This is a genomic window from Undibacterium sp. 5I2 (assembly GCF_035019605.1).
Taxonomy (GTDB): Bacteria; Pseudomonadota; Gammaproteobacteria; order Burkholderiales; family Burkholderiaceae_D; genus Undibacterium.
This window is the reverse complement of record NZ_JASJVS010000036.1, coordinates 27450-44188: the sequence shown is the minus strand read 5'-3', so window position 1 is coordinate 44188 and position 16739 is coordinate 27450. Positions and strand designations below refer to the sequence as shown.

Here is a 16739-nt window from a genome sequence, read left to right as displayed (position 1 = left end):
CAAAAGCGCGCAGGAATGACGTGGCCACCAGTCAGGGTAATGATACCGACTCACTACCCTTTTGCGACAGCCTCTTTAGGGCGGGGAGGATGTCAAAGTACTTTCCCCGGATTCATCAAGTTCTGCGGATCAAGTGCCATTTTTATGGCGCGCATGAGTGCGAGTTCGGTGTCTGACTTGTAGCGTTTGATTTCTTCACGCTTGAGGCTGCCCAGCCCGTGCTCGGCCGAAATCGAACCATGCATGCGGTCGACTTGATCATGCACGAGACGGTTGATAGCGGCTTGCTGGGTCAGCCAATCTTGCTTGTCGACGTGCTCGGGAGCGGAAATATTGTAGTGTAAATTACCATCTCCCATATGGCCGAAACACACCGTGCGGCAGCCCGGATAATGCTGCTCCAAGCACGTTGCCATGTACTCGATGAAGGCGGGAATTTCAGAAATCGGTAAGGAAATATCGTGTTTGATATTTTTTCCTTCCGTACCCTGTGCCAGCGAAATATTTTCGCGCAGCGCCCACAAGTTGCGCGCTTGGGCGATTGAGCTGGCCAGCACGGCATCGGCGATCAATCCTTGTGCCAGCGCTAGTTCGAGCAGCGCTTCGATGGCATGGCCGGCCTGAGGTTGGGCTTGATGGTCGGAGATTTCCAAGAGTACATAGTAAGGGTGGCGTTGTGCAAATGGCGTATGCAGGGAGGGGAAATGTTTTTCCACCAAGGTCAGACAAAAGTCGGCGATCAATTCAAAACCGCTGAGGGTGGCACCGAGCGTGCTGCGCGCCAGATTCAACATGGCCAAGGCGTCGCTTGGGGTGGCCAGTGCCAACAGTACGGTGCTGCTGCTGCGTGCTTGCGGATACAGCTTAAGTACGGCAGCGGTGATGATGCCCAGCGTGCCTTCGGCACCGATGAAGAGGTCGCGCAAGTCATAGCCGGTATTGTCTTTGCGTAAAGCTTTCAGGCCGTGCCAGATGCTGCCGTCGGCATTCACGACTTCCAAACCGAGGCAGAGTTCGCGCGCATTCCCGTAGCGCAGCACGGCAGTGCCGCCGGCGTTGGTGGCGAGGTTGCCGCCTATGGTGCAGTTACCTTGCGATGCCAGTGCCAGCGGATACAGACGTCCGGCCGCGGCCGCGGCTTGCTGCACGTGTTCGAGCAGGCAGCCGGCTTCGACGATCATGGTATTGTTGACGCTATCGATGGCGCGGATCGCGTGCATGCGTTTGAGCGAGAGGATGATGGCGCTGCCGCTTTGGTCGGGGATACTGCCGAGCACCAAACCGGTATTACCACCTTGCGGCACGATGGCAACGCCAAAGCGTCCACATAGGACCACGATGGCAGCCACTTCTGCGGTCGTGGCCGGCAGGATGACCGCCAAGGCTTTGCCGCGTACGCGCTGACGCCATTCGGTTTCATAGGGCAGGACATCGACTTGGTCGCGCAGTAAATAGTTGCTGCCGACTAAAGCACGGCAGGCTGAGAGAAATTCATCCATGTTGTTTCGCCAAGGCTTTGGCAGCCCGTTTCAGTGGCCGTAAATATACCAGTACGCTGCCGAAATACACGAGGGACAAGCCCAGTTCCAGCGCCGCGCACCAGATCGATACCGGCTTGGTATCGCTGTAGCTGCGCACCACACCTTCGATGAAATAGAGCCAAATCAACATCGAGGTCCATTGCATGGTGTAATTGTCTTTTTTGATCACGCCGCGCAAGGGTAGTAACAAGGGCAGGGCTTTGAGTGCCATCCATGAGCCGCCCGGGCGCAGCGGTGCCAGCCATAACTCCCACGCTAAGCACAGTAACAACAGGGTGGCCAAACTGGCGCAAGCGAGCAGGTGGGATCTGTGTTGGCCTTGGCTGATCATCGTTGCGCCGCCGGTTCATGCAGGCGCAGTGCGGTCTGCGCCAAACGTCGACCGAGCGCAATCGCCAATTCGCGGCTGTCGTCGGAAATAACTTCTTTGCCATCCAAGCCGGCCCAGTGGCTGGCACCATAAGGGCTGCCGCCGGTCTTGGTGGTCATCAGGGCGGCTTCGCTGTAGGGGAGGCCGAGCAACATCATACCGTGGTGAAACAGTGGCAGCATCATGCTCAGCAAGGTTGATTCCTGGCCACCATGCATGCTGCCGGTGGAAGTGAAGACACAGGCCGGTTTTCCTGCCAAGGTGGCGCTGAGCCAGTCGGCCGCAGTTCCATCCCAAAAATATTTCATCGCTGCCGCCATATTGCCGAAGCGCGTAGGTGAGCCCAAGGCCAAGCCGGCGCAGTCGCTGAGGTCAGATAACTCGACATACGGCGGGCCGCTCTCGGGTATGGCCGCGGCACTGCCGCCGATCTGACTGGAAACGGCCGGCACGGTGCGCAAGCGGGCTTCGCAGCCAGGTACGCTGTTGATTCCTTGTGCTATCAAATCGGCCATTTTTTGCGTATTGCCGTGGCGTGAGTAGTATAAAACGAGTATCGTCAGTTCAGATCGGGGCATGGAGTGGTGTTTTTTTTCTGGTCAAGCCAAGATTATATGGGGCTTTATTACTCCGCTATCAGTAAAATAGCGTTTGCTACTTTTCAGTGAAGATTTTTATGCATGGCATGTCGTGGAAACATTTACCCAAACTCTTACAATTCGTCTTGCAACGTTTGCGCGACGGCCGCTTACCGCAGGTTGCCGGTAGTTTAACGTTTACCTCGGTGTTGGCGTTGGTGCCGATTTTGACGGTCGCGTTGGCGATTTTTACCGCCTTTCCCTTGTTTAATACCTTCCGCACCTCGCTGGAGGCGTATTTTGTACAGAATCTGATGCCTAAAGGCATAGCTAACACCATACTTGGCTACCTGACGCAATTTGCCACCAAGGCAACGCGCTTGTCCGCCGTCGGTGGCGGTGCCTTGATATTGACGGCGATCGCGACGATGGCGATGATTGATAAATCCTTCAATCAGATTTGGCAAGTCAAGCGCGCCCGGCCACTGTTCCAACGTGTGCTGGTATATTGGGCCATCGTCACGCTCGGGCCGTTTTTGATTGGCGTATCGATTTCGCTGACGTCGTATTTGTTTACTGCTACCAGTGGTGTTGTCGGTGCCGTGCCTTTTCTGGGGGCGGTGTTTTATACCTTGGTGTCGGTTGCCGTTACCACAGGTGCTTTCACGCTATTGTATCTGACTGTGCCGAACCGGCGCATAGACTGGCGCGATGCTGCTTGCGGCGGTTTGTTTGCGGCCACGGCGTTCGAAATTGCCAAGCGTGGCTTTGCTGTTTTTGTCGCGCATTTTCCTACTTATACCATCGTCTATGGAGCTTTGGCGGCGGTGCCGATCTTTCTGCTCTGGATATATTTATCCTGGCTCATTACTTTGGTTGGGGCCGTGCTGGCAGCGGTGTTGCCGATCTTAAAGTTTGAACGTTGGTGGCATGTACCCACGCCCGGTAGTGCCTTCGCCGATGCGATGCGCTTGCTCATTGAGTTGACGCGCGCCCGCACGCGTGCCGGTTCGGCCTTACTCAGCACGGCGCAACTGCGGGCCGCCACGTATTTCGGCCTTGATGAGATTTCTGCTGTGATGCAGCGCATGCTCGAAGCCGGTTGGGTGGTGCAAGCCGAAGCCAGCGGCAGCCACGTGACAGCTTGGTGGGCCAGGGCTGATGAAGGCGGTGATGTTTGGATGTTGAGCGTCAATCCTATGCAGTTACGGCTGGCCGATGTGTATAAATTATTTGTGTTCGAACCGGTTGCCGACAGTCGTCTGTCGGCCGTAGTCGAGCAAACTATCGATGTCGGCTTGCAGCAGAGTTTGCAAGAATTTTATCTCAGTCACGAGGCCAACGATGCGGTATAGCGTGATTTCGGTCGCCGAACTCGACCATGGCGTACGCTCGGCATGGTTGCAGTTATTGAACGAGCAAGCCTTGTACCGCAGTCCGTATTACCATCCCGATTATACCGTCGCGGTCGCCCAGGGCGGCGCGCAGCTGCGCCTGTTACTGATCGAACAGGCCGGTAAGTTGGCGGCGGTCTTACCGTATCAATTGGAGGGCCGCTGGTGTGCCGCACCGGTAGGCGGCGGCTTGACCGATTATCAGGGGCCGATATGTGCCAATGGCTTGCGCTTGTCGCCGTCGGCCATGCTGACTGCCATGCGCGTGCACTACATGGGTTTCAATCATATGCCGCTGGCGCGCACTGAGTTTGCCGCTGGCGCGTGGGAGCATAGCCGCTCGCTCACGCTCGATCTGCGTGGCGGCTTTGCTGCCTATGCCGAGCGTTTGCAAGCGACGCGCGAGGCCTCGCTGTTAAAAAAAATAGAAACGGCCGAACGCAAGTTGGCAAAAAAATTCGGGGCGCTGCGTTTTTGTTTTGATGCTGACAGCGCGACCGATTACACGGCGCTGTTGCGTGGAAAATCTGAGCAATTCGTGCGCACGCTCGGTCCCGCGCATGATTTGTTTGCGCAGCCGGCGATACGCACGGTAATCGATCATTTACATGCGCATCGACAGCCTGAATTTGCTGGTATTTTATCGACCCTGCATGCTGGGGATACCCTGATTGCCGCGCATTTTGGGTTGCGTACCGGCCAGGTTTTACATTACTGGTTTCCTTGGTATGACACCGCGTATGCTGAATTTTCACCGGGTTTGATGTTATTGGCCGGCTGTGCGCGGGCCGCGGCCGAGCGCGGTATCGAAGTGGTCGATCTGGGGCGTGGTGAGCAAGCCTACAAACAGCGCTTTGCCAGTGGCTTTGAACCCTTGTGTGAGGGCGCGGTTTCTGCCCCTGCCATGTTGGCACAAGCGCAGGGACGGTATCGGCAAGCTCGTCATGGTCTGAAACACTCGCCGTTCGGTAGCTGGTTGCGGCGGATCAAGGCGCGCTGAGGCCGGCGCGCTTCAGTAAGCGTTTTTGTCGCCGAATACCACTTTTACGGTGCGCCAGATGATGACGATGTCGAGCCAAATCGACCAGTGCTGCAGGTAATACAGATCATAATCGACCCGTGCCTGCATTTTTTCCAGCGTTTCAGTTTCGCCGCGTAAGCCGTTAACTTGGGCCCAACCGGTGATGCCAGGTTTGATTTTATGCCGGAACATATAGCCATTGACTAATTTGCGGTACAACTCATTGTGCGCGACGGCGTGCGGGCGCGGTCCGACCAAACTCATGTCGCCACTGAGGACATTGAATAGCTGTGGCAATTCATCGAGCGAAGTTTTGCGAATGAAACTGCCGAACTTGGTCACGCGGGTATCGCCAACGGTAGCTTGAATCACCGGCACGTCTTCCGGTTCGATTTTCATGCTGCGAAATTTATACACATTGATCGGTTTGCCGGCGATACCGTAGCGAACTTGGCGGAAAAAAATCGGCCCCGGTGAACTCATACGCACGCCGATGGCGACTGCCAGTAACACCGGGGCGAGCAAGATCAAACCGATGGTGGCACCGATGAAGTCGAGGACGCGCTTGGGAAGTCCGGCCAGACCGATGAACGGCGTTTCTATCGAGGCCAGTACCGGCCGCCCGGCTAATTCGCGCAATTGTATGCCGGGCATGCCGAAGATCAGCGATTCCGGCACAAAATAGGTGGTCACCGTGCTGTCGTAGAGAATTTCGAGGATTTCACCGAGTTCTTCCGGGTCGCGCGTGTTCATGCCGATGAAAACCACGTCAACCTTGATCTTGCCACTTTCCGGGTCAATCATCCATTCGGCCGCATCTTCGAGGTCGCCGAGGCGCGGCAGATTGCTCGGTGGTCGCGAGGTGTTGCGATTATCGAAAAAACCTATCACATCGACCGCCGCCAGCGGTGTATTGCGTAAGGAATTGACTAACTCGGCACAAGCGGAATTCGACCAGATCAGGATGGCTTTACGGCGGCGCGCCGGATTCGAGTAGTACAGGCCGGCGGTAGTCCGTATCAGCAGTGCCGTCAGCATCAGGGAAAACGGCGTCAACAGCAGCCATAGCAGCATCACCTTGCGCGATAATTGTTCTGAGGTTTTTTCTACATAAGCCGTCAGCAGCACGACCATGAAGACGATGAACCAGCGCCAAGTCAGCTTCGGGAATAAAGAAACAACGCGGCTGTCTTGCAGGGAATTGAGCAGGCGATGACTGGAAAAGACAATAATGCTGGTCAAGGCGGCGATCAAAATGCGGCCGCCGAAGACTTCGGCGTCGACATGCTCGACATTGAAAATAATCGCGATCAGCGTCAGGCACACGGCCACGCCGAAGGCCAGACCGGTGAGCACGGAAAGCAAGTGAACCGGCTGGGTGGCGTTACCTGGTGACGGAGAATTGAGCATGGCAGCGGTCTTATTTATCGGTATTTTGGGCGGTGTTTTTGAATAACAAGCGTTTGATTTGATTGAGTTGCCAGCTCTGCAGGTGGGCGCGGAATGGCGCATTCTCATAACGCGGCGCGCGGCGCAGGGCGGCACCACAGTAGCCGGCAATGATCAGCAAGCCGCCGATGATCAGTGGTTTTTCACGCATGCGAAAAATTCCTGAGGCCAAGGCATACAGCGGGTGATAGCCCATGAACCAGATGCCGCGCCCCCAGCGCAGTCGGCCGCGGTAAACGCTGCGGTCGGATGAGCCCATCAAGCGGTGATGTGTCAGGATCGCCTCGGGGTGATGAAAGCTGCGGGTATGCCAGCCCATCATGCGCGCGGTATGGACATCGATACCATCCCACAGCACTTCTTCGACGAAACCGCCGATCATTTCGAAAGCGCTGCGGCGGTATAGTTTGAATTGGCCGGCCACATGCTCGTCGATGGTCAATTCTTCCACCGCACCGCCGACTTCGGGCCGAAACACTTTGCCAGAGACGGCGGCGAGCTTGGGATCGGCAGCAAACTGAGCGAACATCAGCTCGAGGTAGCGCGGGCCGAAGGACATGTCGCCATCGAGTTTGGCGATGTATTCATAATCGCTGTGGGTAATTTGTGTGATGCCGAATTTGAAGGCGGCCACCACGCCGCCGCCGACTTTACGAAAGCCGCGGTCCGGGCGTTGCACCAAGCGAATGAAATCATAGCGTTCGGCATATTCCTGCACAATGGCGGCGGTGTCATCGCGCGAGCCATCATCGACGATGATCCATTCGACCGGCCGCACGGTTTGTGCCACCATGGAGTCGAGGGTCAGTCGTATCAGATCCGCTTCATCGCGGACTGGTGCGATGATCACCAGCTTGACGATGGTGATCGGTGCTGCTGTGGTGGCTGTGGTGGCTGTGGTGGGCAGAGGAAGTGTCATGCTGTATCTTTCATTCAATTAGCGCAATGTTAACGTAGCTTGCACTTAGAGACAATTTATTAATAGTGAAGAATTGTTATGTGGCATGATTATGCCCATGCCGTATTAATTTTCTTTGCTGCAGCGGTCGATTTGCCACGTGATTTTCAACAATGCAACTATTCCTCGCGTTTTGTTGGTTCTTGAGATCAAATGTTTGTACATATGACAAAAATTTGCAAATTGTTTAGTCTGCCGCGATAAAATACCTTGTTTCCTTTACTTGTCTGAATTTCAATGAGCGTGAAGCCTTTATGATGTTGACGTCGAAATCCTCTTGCTGGTCCCTGCTGTGGGTGTGCTTGTTTGTGCTGATGTCGCCGGTAATGGCGCAAAACAGTGGCGCCAGCAGTGAACAGGCGTCGACGCACTTGAAGGCCGACAGTCAGCTCATGAAGTTGCCATCGAAACCAAGCGCTGCAGCGGCGGAGTTCGCCGCGGCCGATGCCGGGTTTGATGTCGCCGGCGAAGGGGACCAATTGCTCATCACGGTATTCGGTCAGCCGGATCTTGGCGCAGACGTGGTAGTTGGGACCAATGGCAGTATCAGCCTGCCCTTGGTTGGTACGCTGATGGTGAAAGGGAAAACGGCCAGTGAGATCGCCAATTTGTTTGCCGATCGTCTGTTGCAGGGCCAGTATTTGCTTAATCCTAAAGTCGCCGTCAAACTCGGTCAGCAAATCAGTCGCAGTTTTTCTGTGCTCGGTGAAGTGCTGCGTCCCGGTCGCTTTCCTTTGCAGGGTTCGATCACAGTACTCGATGCCCTGAGCTTGGCTGGCGGGGTATCGCCGCGAGCCGATAAATACTTGCGTATTTTGCGTCGTACCGGTGTCGATGGTCAGACCGAATTGGCGCAATTTGCCAGTATTCGGCTCGATTTTGACGATGAAAAGAACCAAGAACAGTTCATTGCGAAAATTTTACCAAACGATGTGCTTATCGTCGGACAGCAAAAGAATTTTTATGTGTATGGCGAAGTGCGCCGTCCCGGCATGTATCCGATGGAAGACGAGCTCAATGTGATGCGGGTGTTGTCGATTGGCGGCGGCATGACCGAACGCGGCTCGAATTCGCGCATCGTGATTCATCGCAAAGCGCTCGATGGCCAAATCAAAGAGATCTCGGCGCGGATTACCGACGTGGTGTTGCCGGGTGATGTGGTGTTTATTAATGAACGGATTTTTTAAACGTGACGATGCGAAGTTCTTCAAGTGAGTTGATCTTATCTTTCACGCAGATTGGTGCCATGCTGCGGGCGCGGCGCGAACTGATTTTTATGATCACGGCCGGTGCCGTGCTGATCGCCGGCGTGGTCAGTTTGGTTCTGCCTAAAACCTATGTGGCGACGGCCGATATTTTCATCGATTATCGGATGAACGATCCTATCAGTGGCCGCCAGTTTCATCCGCTGCAGGATGAAAGTTATTTGGAAACTCAATTTGATGTGATCAAGAGCGTGCAAGTGGCCGAGCGCGTGATCGATAGTTTGCGCCTGCAAGATAGCGAAGAGAGCCGTCATTTGACGGCACGCTTCGGCGAGCAGCGTGGTTTGCGCGCGCTGGCCGAGTCGATCAGCAAGAATGTCGAAGTCGTGCCGCATAAGAACAGTCGGGTGATTGCGATCCAGTATTCGGCCGCCAACCCGCAGAGTGCCAAAGAGATCGTCAATGCGATCATCAAAGCGTATATCAGTTTGTCGCTGGAAATGATGAATGCGCCGGCACGCGCACGGAAAGATCAATACAATGCCCAGCTTGAATCGCTGAGCCGACAAATCGATGATATTCAAAAGAAACTCACCGCCTACCAGCAGGAATACCAAATCGTCGATCTCGATGAGCGTGTCGATCTGGAATCGCGCCAAATGACGGCCTTGAGCGCGCATTTACTCGATATTCAGATACAGCGCATCGATGCCCAGTCCAAGCAACGTTCGCTCAGTCAGTTGACGCAGCATGGGAATCTGAGCTCGGATTTGCCGGAAGTGGCTGGCATTGGTAATATTTCCGGCCTCAAGGCGGCGCTGATTTCACTCGATGCCCAGATGGCTAATGCCCGTAGTACCTTGGGGGTGCATCATCCGCGTTATCTGGCGATTGAAGAGGAACGACTGGCCTTACAGGCCAAGCTGCAGCGCGAATCGGGTACGGTGCTCAATACCATGCAAGCCGTCGATGGCCGTTTGGCGCAACAAGAAAAAGTGTTGGAGCAATCACTGGCTGGCTATCAGAAAAAAACTTTTGAAAATAAAAAGCACCGCGATGTGATCAGTTCGTATCAACGCCAGCTCGACAGCGTACAGAAAATTTACAATGCCGCGATCCAGAAATTCGATGAATTGTTGATGACCAGTAATGTCTCGATTTCCGATGCCACCGTTATGCAATGGGCCGAATTACCCGAAAAACATGCCAAGCCCTTGCTCAGGAATAATCTTATTTTCGGCTTGTTCGGCGGTTTGCTGTTCGGTTTGAGTGTCGCGTTTTTACTGGAATTATTAAAACGACGGGTGCGCTGTGTGGAAGACTTGGAACGTGAATTCGATGTGCCGGTGATGGCACAGGTCGGCTTCATTGAAACCGGGCCGGTGGCCAGTGTAGCGCGGGCGGGGAGCTCACATGTTTGAGTCGGAAAAATCAGCGCCGTCAGAAAATCCGGCACCGCTCAAAATCGGTCGCTTAGGGGACTTGTTTCTGCAGCGCGGACGCCTCAGTGCGGACCAAGTAGAGCAAATTTTCGCCCAACAGCAGCAAAAGAAAATGCGTTTCGGTGATGCGGCTCTGAGCCTTGGTTTATTGACGCAAACCGAGATCGACGCGGCGCTGGGCGAACAGTTCGGTTTTGGTGGGACTGAATTGTTAACTGGTGTGGCCGATCCCAAGCTGCGCTTTTTTCATGCGCCATTCTCGCGCGAAGCCGAAGAAATTCGCCGCTTGCGCAGCGAGTTGTTGCTCAAATTCAGTGCCAGCGAAAAAATTCGGATTGCCTTGGTGAGTGCCGGTGTTGGCGAAGGCAAGACCTATATGGCAGCCAGTTTGGCGATCGCCTTGTCGCAGCTCGGTCGGCGCACTTTACTGGTCGATGCCGATATGCGCTCGGGTAATTTGCATGAATTGTTTGCCTTACCCACGCCTGATGGCTTGTCATCGGTTCTGGCCGGCCGCATTCCCTTGTCGGCCGCTTTGATTCCTTTGCTGCCGAATTTACAGTTTTTACCGGCCGGCCCACGCGTGCCGAATCCTTTGGAAATTCTGCGGGTACCGCGCATCGGCGAGTTACTGCTAGGCTGTCATGAACAGTTTGATGCCGTAATTTTTGATAGTCACAGTGCCGCGGCGGCTTCGGATGCGCAAATGTTGGCGCATCAAGTGGGGGCAGTACTGTTAGTGGCACAGAAAGACCGCAGCTTGTTCTCTGATTTGCGTGGATTGAAAGAGGAAATGCAGAGTGCTGGTGTGGCGGTGATCGGCACGATTTACAACCAGCATGAAGAAGTGTCGCGCGTGCGCCGCTGGTGGAATTATTTGCCGTTTTTCAGACGCGCTGCCGTGCCAGTGAAGCCGCATGCCTGAGCTCAGTGTGTGCATTTGCACTTATCGAAGGCCGCAGTTGTTGGCGCGCTTACTCACTGCCGTGTTCGCGCAAAACTTGGCAGCGCAGCGCTTCGAAGTGGTGGTGCTCGATAATGATGCGCAACAGTCGGCCGCCTCGGTGTTGGCCGAGTTCGCTGCGCGCTTCCCGCAACGCTTGACCAGTCTCACCCTGAGCGTATCGAATATCTCGTTGGCGCGGAATGCCGTGATCGCCGCCGCCCGTGGCCAATACTTGTGTTTGATCGACGATGATGAGTGTCCGCAGCCGGATTGGCTGGAGCAATTATTGCGAGTACAACAGCAGTATGCGGCCGATGTGGTATTCGCACCGGTAGTGCCGGAGTATCAAGATGGGGTGCCGGAGTGGATACGTCGGGGCGGATATTTTGAGCGCGCGCGTATGCCTAGCGGTACCCGCATTGACGATAAAAATGCCCGCAGCGGTAATGTCTTGCTGCGGCGTGCAGCTCTGGCACCCAGCGTTGATGGTAATGGGCCGTTTGACACGGCGTATGGCAATAGTGGTGGCGAAGATACCATGTTGTTTCGCCGTTTGCTGGCCGCTGGTGCCGGCATGGTCTGGTGCGATGAAGCGGCAGTCAGTGAACAAGTGCCGCTGGAACGCGCCAGCGCGCGCTGGTTATTACAGAGGTCGTTTCGGACTGGGCAATTATTCATGCGCACCGAGCTGGCAATGGCGGCACAGCCGCGTCGCCGCGCCGCGTACCTGGTGCTGCGCGCGCTGCTGCAAGCTGTGTTGGCCGCGCTGTTGGCCCTTGGTTTGCTGGTCTTCAAGCCGCTGCGAGCATTTCATTGGGCGCGCATCGTCGCCTCTCAGTGCGGCAAGCTCAATCACTTCCGCGGTAAAAAACCGCATATTTATGGACAAGCCTGAAGTATCTCTATGCACCCTGTAAATTCCCTGCCGCATGCCGCCCGGCTGCCGGCGCTCGATGGCTTGCGGGCTGTCTCGATCTTGCTGGTCTTGTTTTCCCACGCTTGGCTTGGTCACTTAATACCCGGCGGTTTGGGTGTGACGATCTTTTTCTTTATCAGTGGCTACATCATTACCCGTTTAATGATCAGCGAAACGCGCCAGTACGGGGCGCTGCGGCTGCGGCAATTTTACTTGCGGCGGGTGTTTCGCTTGATGCCAGCCTTGCTGGTATTCGTCGTCGCTGCGCTGCTTGTCATGGCTTGTGCCGGGGTAGTTTGGCAATGGCAGGAGTTGGCTTCGGTATTCTTTTATTTTGCCAATTATTTTGCTATTTTCATCGGTTACAGCGGCGAAGTCTTGCCGCCGCCTTTGTCTATTACTTGGTCGCTGGCAGTGGAAGAACATTTTTACATGGTGTTTCCATTTTTATTCTTGGCCTTGATTGCCAAACCACGCCGTTTTCTTGCCTGCATCCTGAGCTTGTTGGTGCTGGTGCTGGCTTGGCGCGTCTATCTGGTGTATGGGGTCGGGCTCGATCAATTAGTCCATTACCGTATCTATAAAGCCACCGATACAAGGGCCGATTCCATCTTATACGGCACTGCCTTGGCTTTGATTGAAGCATATTTCCCGCGCGTGCAGGGCTATTTGCAGCGGCCCGCGCTGGCGGCCCTTGGTGTGCTGCTGTTGTTGGCCACCTTAGTGTTTCGCGATGAAGCCTTCCGTGAATCGTATCGCTACTCTTTGCAAGGTATCGCTTTGCTGTGCCTGTTTTCTTATGCGGTGCTGCAGCCAACTCGGGTTCAAGCTTGCTTGGCTGCGCCACTGATGCTGTATATCGGTCGCATCAGTTACTCACTCTATCTGTATCACTGGCTGGTGTTCGGCATGATGACGGTGTGGTTGCCGCCTTTGGCGCTGCCGCTGCGGGTAGCAATCATGCTCGCGGCCTCGCTGCTGCTGGCCGATTTATCCTGCCGCTGGGTCGAACAACCTGGGTTGGCTCTGGGTCGGCGTTTGCTGCGCTGAGGCGGCGGTTGACGCAGGTGCTGGCGACGAGTGCGAAGATAAAAAACACGTTTTGAAAACCAAAGCCGCGAAACAGGCTGCTTTCGGTAAAATTGGTCACCACGACCACCAACAACATGGCACTCCAGAAGGCCGCTTGCAAGCGGTCGCCATGCGCCATGATGGCCAGTTGACGCGCTTGCGTGAGTAATACCAGTACGGTTCCACCCAGCCCGATCAAACCTTGTTCATTGAGTATGTCGAGATAACCATTATGCGATTGCAAGGGTATCCAGTTGAGCGCGCTGATCACATATTGCGACAAACTGTCGGGCCCCAGCCAAAATGCACCGTAACCGAGTCCGATGACCCAGTGCCGATGAATTTCCAGCCAAACCAAGTTCCAAATATCGGTGCGACCGGTTAAATCAGAACCTTTGCCAAATAAACTCGCGATCGGTGCCGATACTTCTGGCCAAGTTGGAAAGCGCGATTCTTGCAAATAGAATGCATACAACATCAGCAGGATCAGACACAACAGGCTGAGCAGGATGCGCGTCAGTGAGTAGTCGGAAGAGAGACGGCGTTTTCTGAACAGATGAAACACGGCGCTGGTTGAGAGCGCGATCAACAGGCTGGTCGAACTTTTACTCATGATGAGCATGAAAAAACTGAACAGCAGCGCAGCGCCCAAGAATTTGCTATCGATACGCTCCATGCAAGCCTTGACTTGCCACAGCAAGAGCGCCATCGCTGCAACTTGCCCGAGTTCATTTTTTTGCGATAAGGCACCGCGCCAGGCATTGCCGAGTTCGTAATCGATGCCAATCGAGGGGAAGGCGAGTGCCATTACCAGCGACAGCAGCAGCATGCCCATCAATACCCGCAACAAGGCCGTGACTATCAGATGCAGTGGCTGAGGTGCAAGTTGTATGGATAGGCCGATGAGGACGATGCCATACAGCTGTATGGCACGTTTAAAACTGACGCCGGCCAAGGGCGACCACAGACTCGATAGTAAGCACCACAGCAAGACTAACAGCAGGAAAGGGTTGATCGCACGTAAATCTTGGCGCGCCACCGGTAAATTGCGGTACAGCACATATAGCGCGACCAAGATCAGGCTGCCCCATTCGAGCTTGGTAGTCAGCGAGCCCTCCATGGTCAAGGCCGAGGTGCCGGCATAGTCCCAGGATATGCCGTATGGCAATAATGAGAAGATGGCAAACAACATCACCATGGCTTGTATCAGGTGGATTTCAACTGCTGGTAAGGCTGGGGCTTGTTGTTGAGTAGAAAGAATCTTCATCGGCGCATAGGTTTAGCAATTGTTTGTGAGATATTCTACTGGCTGGCTTTGCTAATGCGATTTATTTCATGAATTATTTTCCAACAATCGGCCGTTTTGTCCTTGCTGCCGGGCTGCTGCTGGGTTCACTGACGGCGTCGGCTGCGACGAATCCCGATTGGTATCGTTTCGATGTCAATCCCGATCAATTTTCCAGTATCACCGATTTCAGTGCGCTCAATCAGCCCCTGACGGCGGCCGACCGGGTGTTTGCCAAGGATGCGCATTTTTACCGCGTCGGTGCCGATGGGAAAGCCAATAGCGCCGACGATACGCGCGTGCGCTTTTTCGGCATCAGTTTGGCTGGTGCAGCCAATTTTCCGACTCCCGAGCAGGCGCTGCAATTGGCGCGACGCTTGCGTAGTCTCGGTTTTAATGCGGTGCGCCTGCATCACCTCGACAGTGTACTCAGTGATAGCAGCGACGATCCGCAAGGCATCTTGGGCAGTGGGGCCTTTCCGAGTTTCAACCCGGTGGCGCTGAGTCGTTTGCGCGGCTTGATCGATGCGCTCAAGCAGGAGGGCCTGTATGTGAATTTGAACTTACATGTGGGATATACATTTCGCTATGCCGTCGATCAAGTGACACCGCTGCCGCCCGGCAGTAGCATGCCCTTTGCCAGTCATCCACTGCATTTGTTTGAGCCACGTATGCTGACTTTGCAGGTTGAGTATGCGCAACAACTGATACGACGCCTGCACTTGAATGAAGATAGTGCCTTGGCGATGATAGAGATCAGCAACGAATCGTCCTTGCTCGGGGCTTGGCAAAGACGTGAACTCGATGCTTTGCCGGGCGAATACCAACGCTTATTGCAACTGCAGTGGCAGCATTGGATAGTGCGGCAATATGGCAGTGTGGAGCAAGCTTGTGCCCGCTGGGATAGTTGCGGACTCAGTCGCAGCGGTGCGCTCTTGCTACAGCAAGAGGAAGCCCGGGTGCTGACCGAAGGCAGCGGATGGCTGGGCCGTGCTGCGCAACTGTTGCGGCGCTGTTTGCGGCGCATAGACTGGCCTTTGCCAGCCTTGCTGGAGACGCAATATGTCGGGGCGGAGCGTGGTGCGCAGCGGCGCGTGCTCGATTTCACTGCATTTCTGGTGGCGATGGATAAGCAGTATCTCGATACCCTGCGTGCGGCAGTGCGCGCCGAGGTCGGGCCCTTGGTACCCTTGAGCGGTACGCAAATGTATTTCGGTGGCATTTTGAATGCCGATGCCCAGCGCGAGCTCGATTATGTCGACGAGCATGTGTATGTCGATCATTATGATTTTCCTCATCAGCCTTGGGATAGACATGACTGGCGCATCCGTGATCAGTCAGCCTTGCGGGAGGGTTGGGAAGTCTTGCTGAAACGGGCGTTTTACCGTGACCGTAACAAGCCTTTCGTCATCAGTGAATATAACCAAGCTTATCCGAATCATCAGAGTGCCGAAATCATACCGGTCATGGCTGCGCTGGCGAGTATGCAGGATTGGGATGGTTTGTTCTTTTTTCATTACGGTGACCTCGCTGCCAGCCGCACTGCACCGGACAGTTTTGCGCTCAAAGGGCAGGGCGGGCAATTGGTCACCAGCGGCAGCGCGGCGGCCTTGTTTCGCTTGTTTCAAATTCCAGCGCTGCCGCAACAGTTGAGCATTGTCGTCCCGAGCGCGGTACGGCATAGCGTGGCGGCGATGGCTGAGGGTGTCAGTTCGGATGCGTATCTCGATTATCTGCGCGTGCGCTATGGTATCACGGTGAAAGATGCGTTTTTCAAACGCATCGCGGTTGATCACCGTGTCGAGCGGGCACCCGCCAGCGTGGCCGTGGCGGCGCTGCCGCAGAGCGATCCTTGGCGCCTCAAGGGGCGCGAGCTGGTGTATCGCCCGCTCGGGCCGAGTCTGCAACTGGCGGGGCGCTTTTCCGCCTTGTTTGCCGGTTTCGGCGACTCGTCTGAACGTACTTGGCTCACGCCAAGTTTCGCGCCGCTGGGACGGCAGTTCGGGGTGTTTTTGCTCAGCAGTCGCGATGCCTTGCCCTTGAACAGTTCGCGCCGTATGTTGTTGACTGTCAGCGCTGCCACCAGTAGCAGTCAACCCGATTCCTTCCCCGAACGAGCCAAAAATCTGATTGCTTACCCCGGCGAGCGCGGCTGGTGGACTCTCGAACCGGATACCAGTCATGCCACGCAAGCCTCGGGGCCGCGGGATGGCAGTGGCTCGATGTGGTTGGAACAGATAGCGGTGAAGTTGTTTGTGCCGCGCAGTGCGCGGCGTGTGGTGGTGTTTCCGCTCAATGAATCCGGTCAACGGCAGCCAGCTTTGCCGGCCCAGCAGGTGCAGGCCGTCGCCGGTGGGGTGCAAATCAGCCTCAATGAGCCGAATCCTTGGTTTGAGTTGTTATTTTTGGATGACTGAGTCAAACATGTTGCTATGTGGGAGCACAATTTCGTATTGTGAAACAAGGGCGGAAATTTGATGCATATCATTTCTCATTGCAAGAAATGTCGTTTCATATCGCGATAAATTGGCGCTAAGACATTGTTTTATATGATTAAAATATT

At 55.0% G+C, this 16739-nt stretch carries 14 protein-coding genes; 8 read left to right on the top strand and 6 right to left on the bottom strand.

The features are described from left to right. Positions 1 to 92: 92 nt before the first annotated feature. From QN359_RS13130 to wrbA, 3 genes are read right to left on the bottom strand one after another with little or no spacing between them, the layout of a single operon-like run. Positions 93 to 1499: an FAD-binding oxidoreductase gene (locus QN359_RS13130; protein ID WP_322248198.1), complete on the bottom strand. Its 1407-nt coding sequence runs from the start codon at positions 1497 to 1499 to the stop codon at positions 93 to 95. After that, a complete protein-coding gene (locus QN359_RS13125) occupies positions 1492 to 1872 on the bottom strand; it encodes a DUF2069 domain-containing protein (protein ID WP_322248199.1) in 381 nt (126 codons plus the stop codon). Before QN359_RS13125 ends, QN359_RS13130 begins: the two co-directional genes overlap by 8 nt. Further along, positions 1869 to 2489 (bottom strand): NAD(P)H:quinone oxidoreductase, encoded by a 621-nt coding sequence (gene wrbA, locus QN359_RS13120; protein ID WP_322248200.1) that lies wholly within the window; start codon positions 2487 to 2489, stop codon positions 1869 to 1871. Before wrbA ends, QN359_RS13125 begins: the two co-directional genes overlap by 4 nt. A gap of 98 nt (positions 2490 to 2587) precedes the next feature. Between wrbA and QN359_RS13115 the strand changes: the two genes are divergently transcribed. Next, positions 2588 to 3844, top strand: a complete 1257-nt coding sequence (locus tag QN359_RS13115; protein ID WP_323493335.1) for a YihY family inner membrane protein — start codon at positions 2588 to 2590, stop codon at positions 3842 to 3844. Then, on the top strand, positions 3834 to 4883 hold the full coding sequence (locus QN359_RS13110; protein WP_322248202.1) for a GNAT family N-acetyltransferase: 1050 nt from the start codon (positions 3834 to 3836) through the stop codon (positions 4881 to 4883). The genes QN359_RS13115 and QN359_RS13110 overlap by 11 nt, the downstream gene beginning before the upstream one ends. A gap of 12 nt (positions 4884 to 4895) precedes the next feature. Here QN359_RS13110 and QN359_RS13105 read toward each other — a convergent pair whose 3' ends face one another. Together QN359_RS13105 and QN359_RS13100 are read right to left on the bottom strand one after the other, a co-directional pair. After that, entirely contained in the window at positions 4896 to 6314 is a 1419-nt protein-coding gene (locus QN359_RS13105; RefSeq protein ID WP_322248203.1) for an undecaprenyl-phosphate glucose phosphotransferase, read from the bottom strand. Between the two features lie 10 nt (positions 6315 to 6324). Then, positions 6325 to 7272, bottom strand: a complete 948-nt coding sequence (locus tag QN359_RS13100) for a glycosyltransferase family A protein (RefSeq protein WP_322248204.1) — start codon at positions 7270 to 7272, stop codon at positions 6325 to 6327. Positions 7273 to 7565: 293 nt separating this feature from the next. Here QN359_RS13100 and QN359_RS13095 point away from each other — a divergent pair, with 293 nt between their 5' ends. Genes QN359_RS13095 through QN359_RS13075 form a run of 5 tightly spaced genes read left to right on the top strand, consistent with a single transcriptional unit; the run spans position 7566 to position 12870 of the window. Next, entirely contained in the window at positions 7566 to 8498 is a 933-nt protein-coding gene (locus QN359_RS13095; RefSeq protein ID WP_322248205.1) for an SLBB domain-containing protein, read from the top strand. A gap of 8 nt (positions 8499 to 8506) precedes the next feature. Then, on the top strand, positions 8507 to 9937 hold the full coding sequence (locus QN359_RS13090) for a Wzz/FepE/Etk N-terminal domain-containing protein (RefSeq protein ID WP_322248206.1): 1431 nt from the start codon (positions 8507 to 8509) through the stop codon (positions 9935 to 9937). Continuing rightward, positions 9930 to 10883: a cellulose synthase operon protein YhjQ/BcsQ gene (locus tag QN359_RS13085; protein WP_322248207.1), complete on the top strand. Its 954-nt coding sequence runs from the start codon at positions 9930 to 9932 to the stop codon at positions 10881 to 10883. Before QN359_RS13090 ends, QN359_RS13085 begins: the two co-directional genes overlap by 8 nt. Next, positions 10876 to 11799 carry a glycosyltransferase family 2 protein gene (locus tag QN359_RS13080; RefSeq protein ID WP_322248208.1) on the top strand — a complete coding sequence of 308 codons (924 nt, stop codon included), beginning with the start codon at positions 10876 to 10878 and terminating at the stop codon, positions 11797 to 11799. Before QN359_RS13085 ends, QN359_RS13080 begins: the two co-directional genes overlap by 8 nt. Positions 11800 to 11808: 9 nt before the next feature. After that, the gene (locus QN359_RS13075; protein ID WP_322248209.1) at positions 11809 to 12870 is read left to right on the top strand and encodes an acyltransferase; all 1062 of its coding nucleotides are present in this window, start codon (positions 11809 to 11811) and stop codon (positions 12868 to 12870) included. On the opposite strand, the gene QN359_RS13070 is transcribed toward QN359_RS13075, so the two are convergent. Continuing rightward, complete coding sequence (locus QN359_RS13070; protein WP_322248210.1) at positions 12779 to 14158, bottom strand: O-antigen ligase family protein; 1380 nt, start codon at positions 14156 to 14158, stop codon at positions 12779 to 12781. The two genes, QN359_RS13075 and QN359_RS13070, sit on opposite strands and share 92 nt — an antisense overlap. Before the next feature lie 68 nt (positions 14159 to 14226). On the opposite strand from QN359_RS13070, the gene QN359_RS13065 reads away from it, so the two are divergent. Then, entirely contained in the window at positions 14227 to 16593 is a 2367-nt protein-coding gene (locus tag QN359_RS13065) for a hypothetical protein (protein WP_322248211.1), read from the top strand. Positions 16594 to 16739 lie beyond the last annotated feature (146 nt).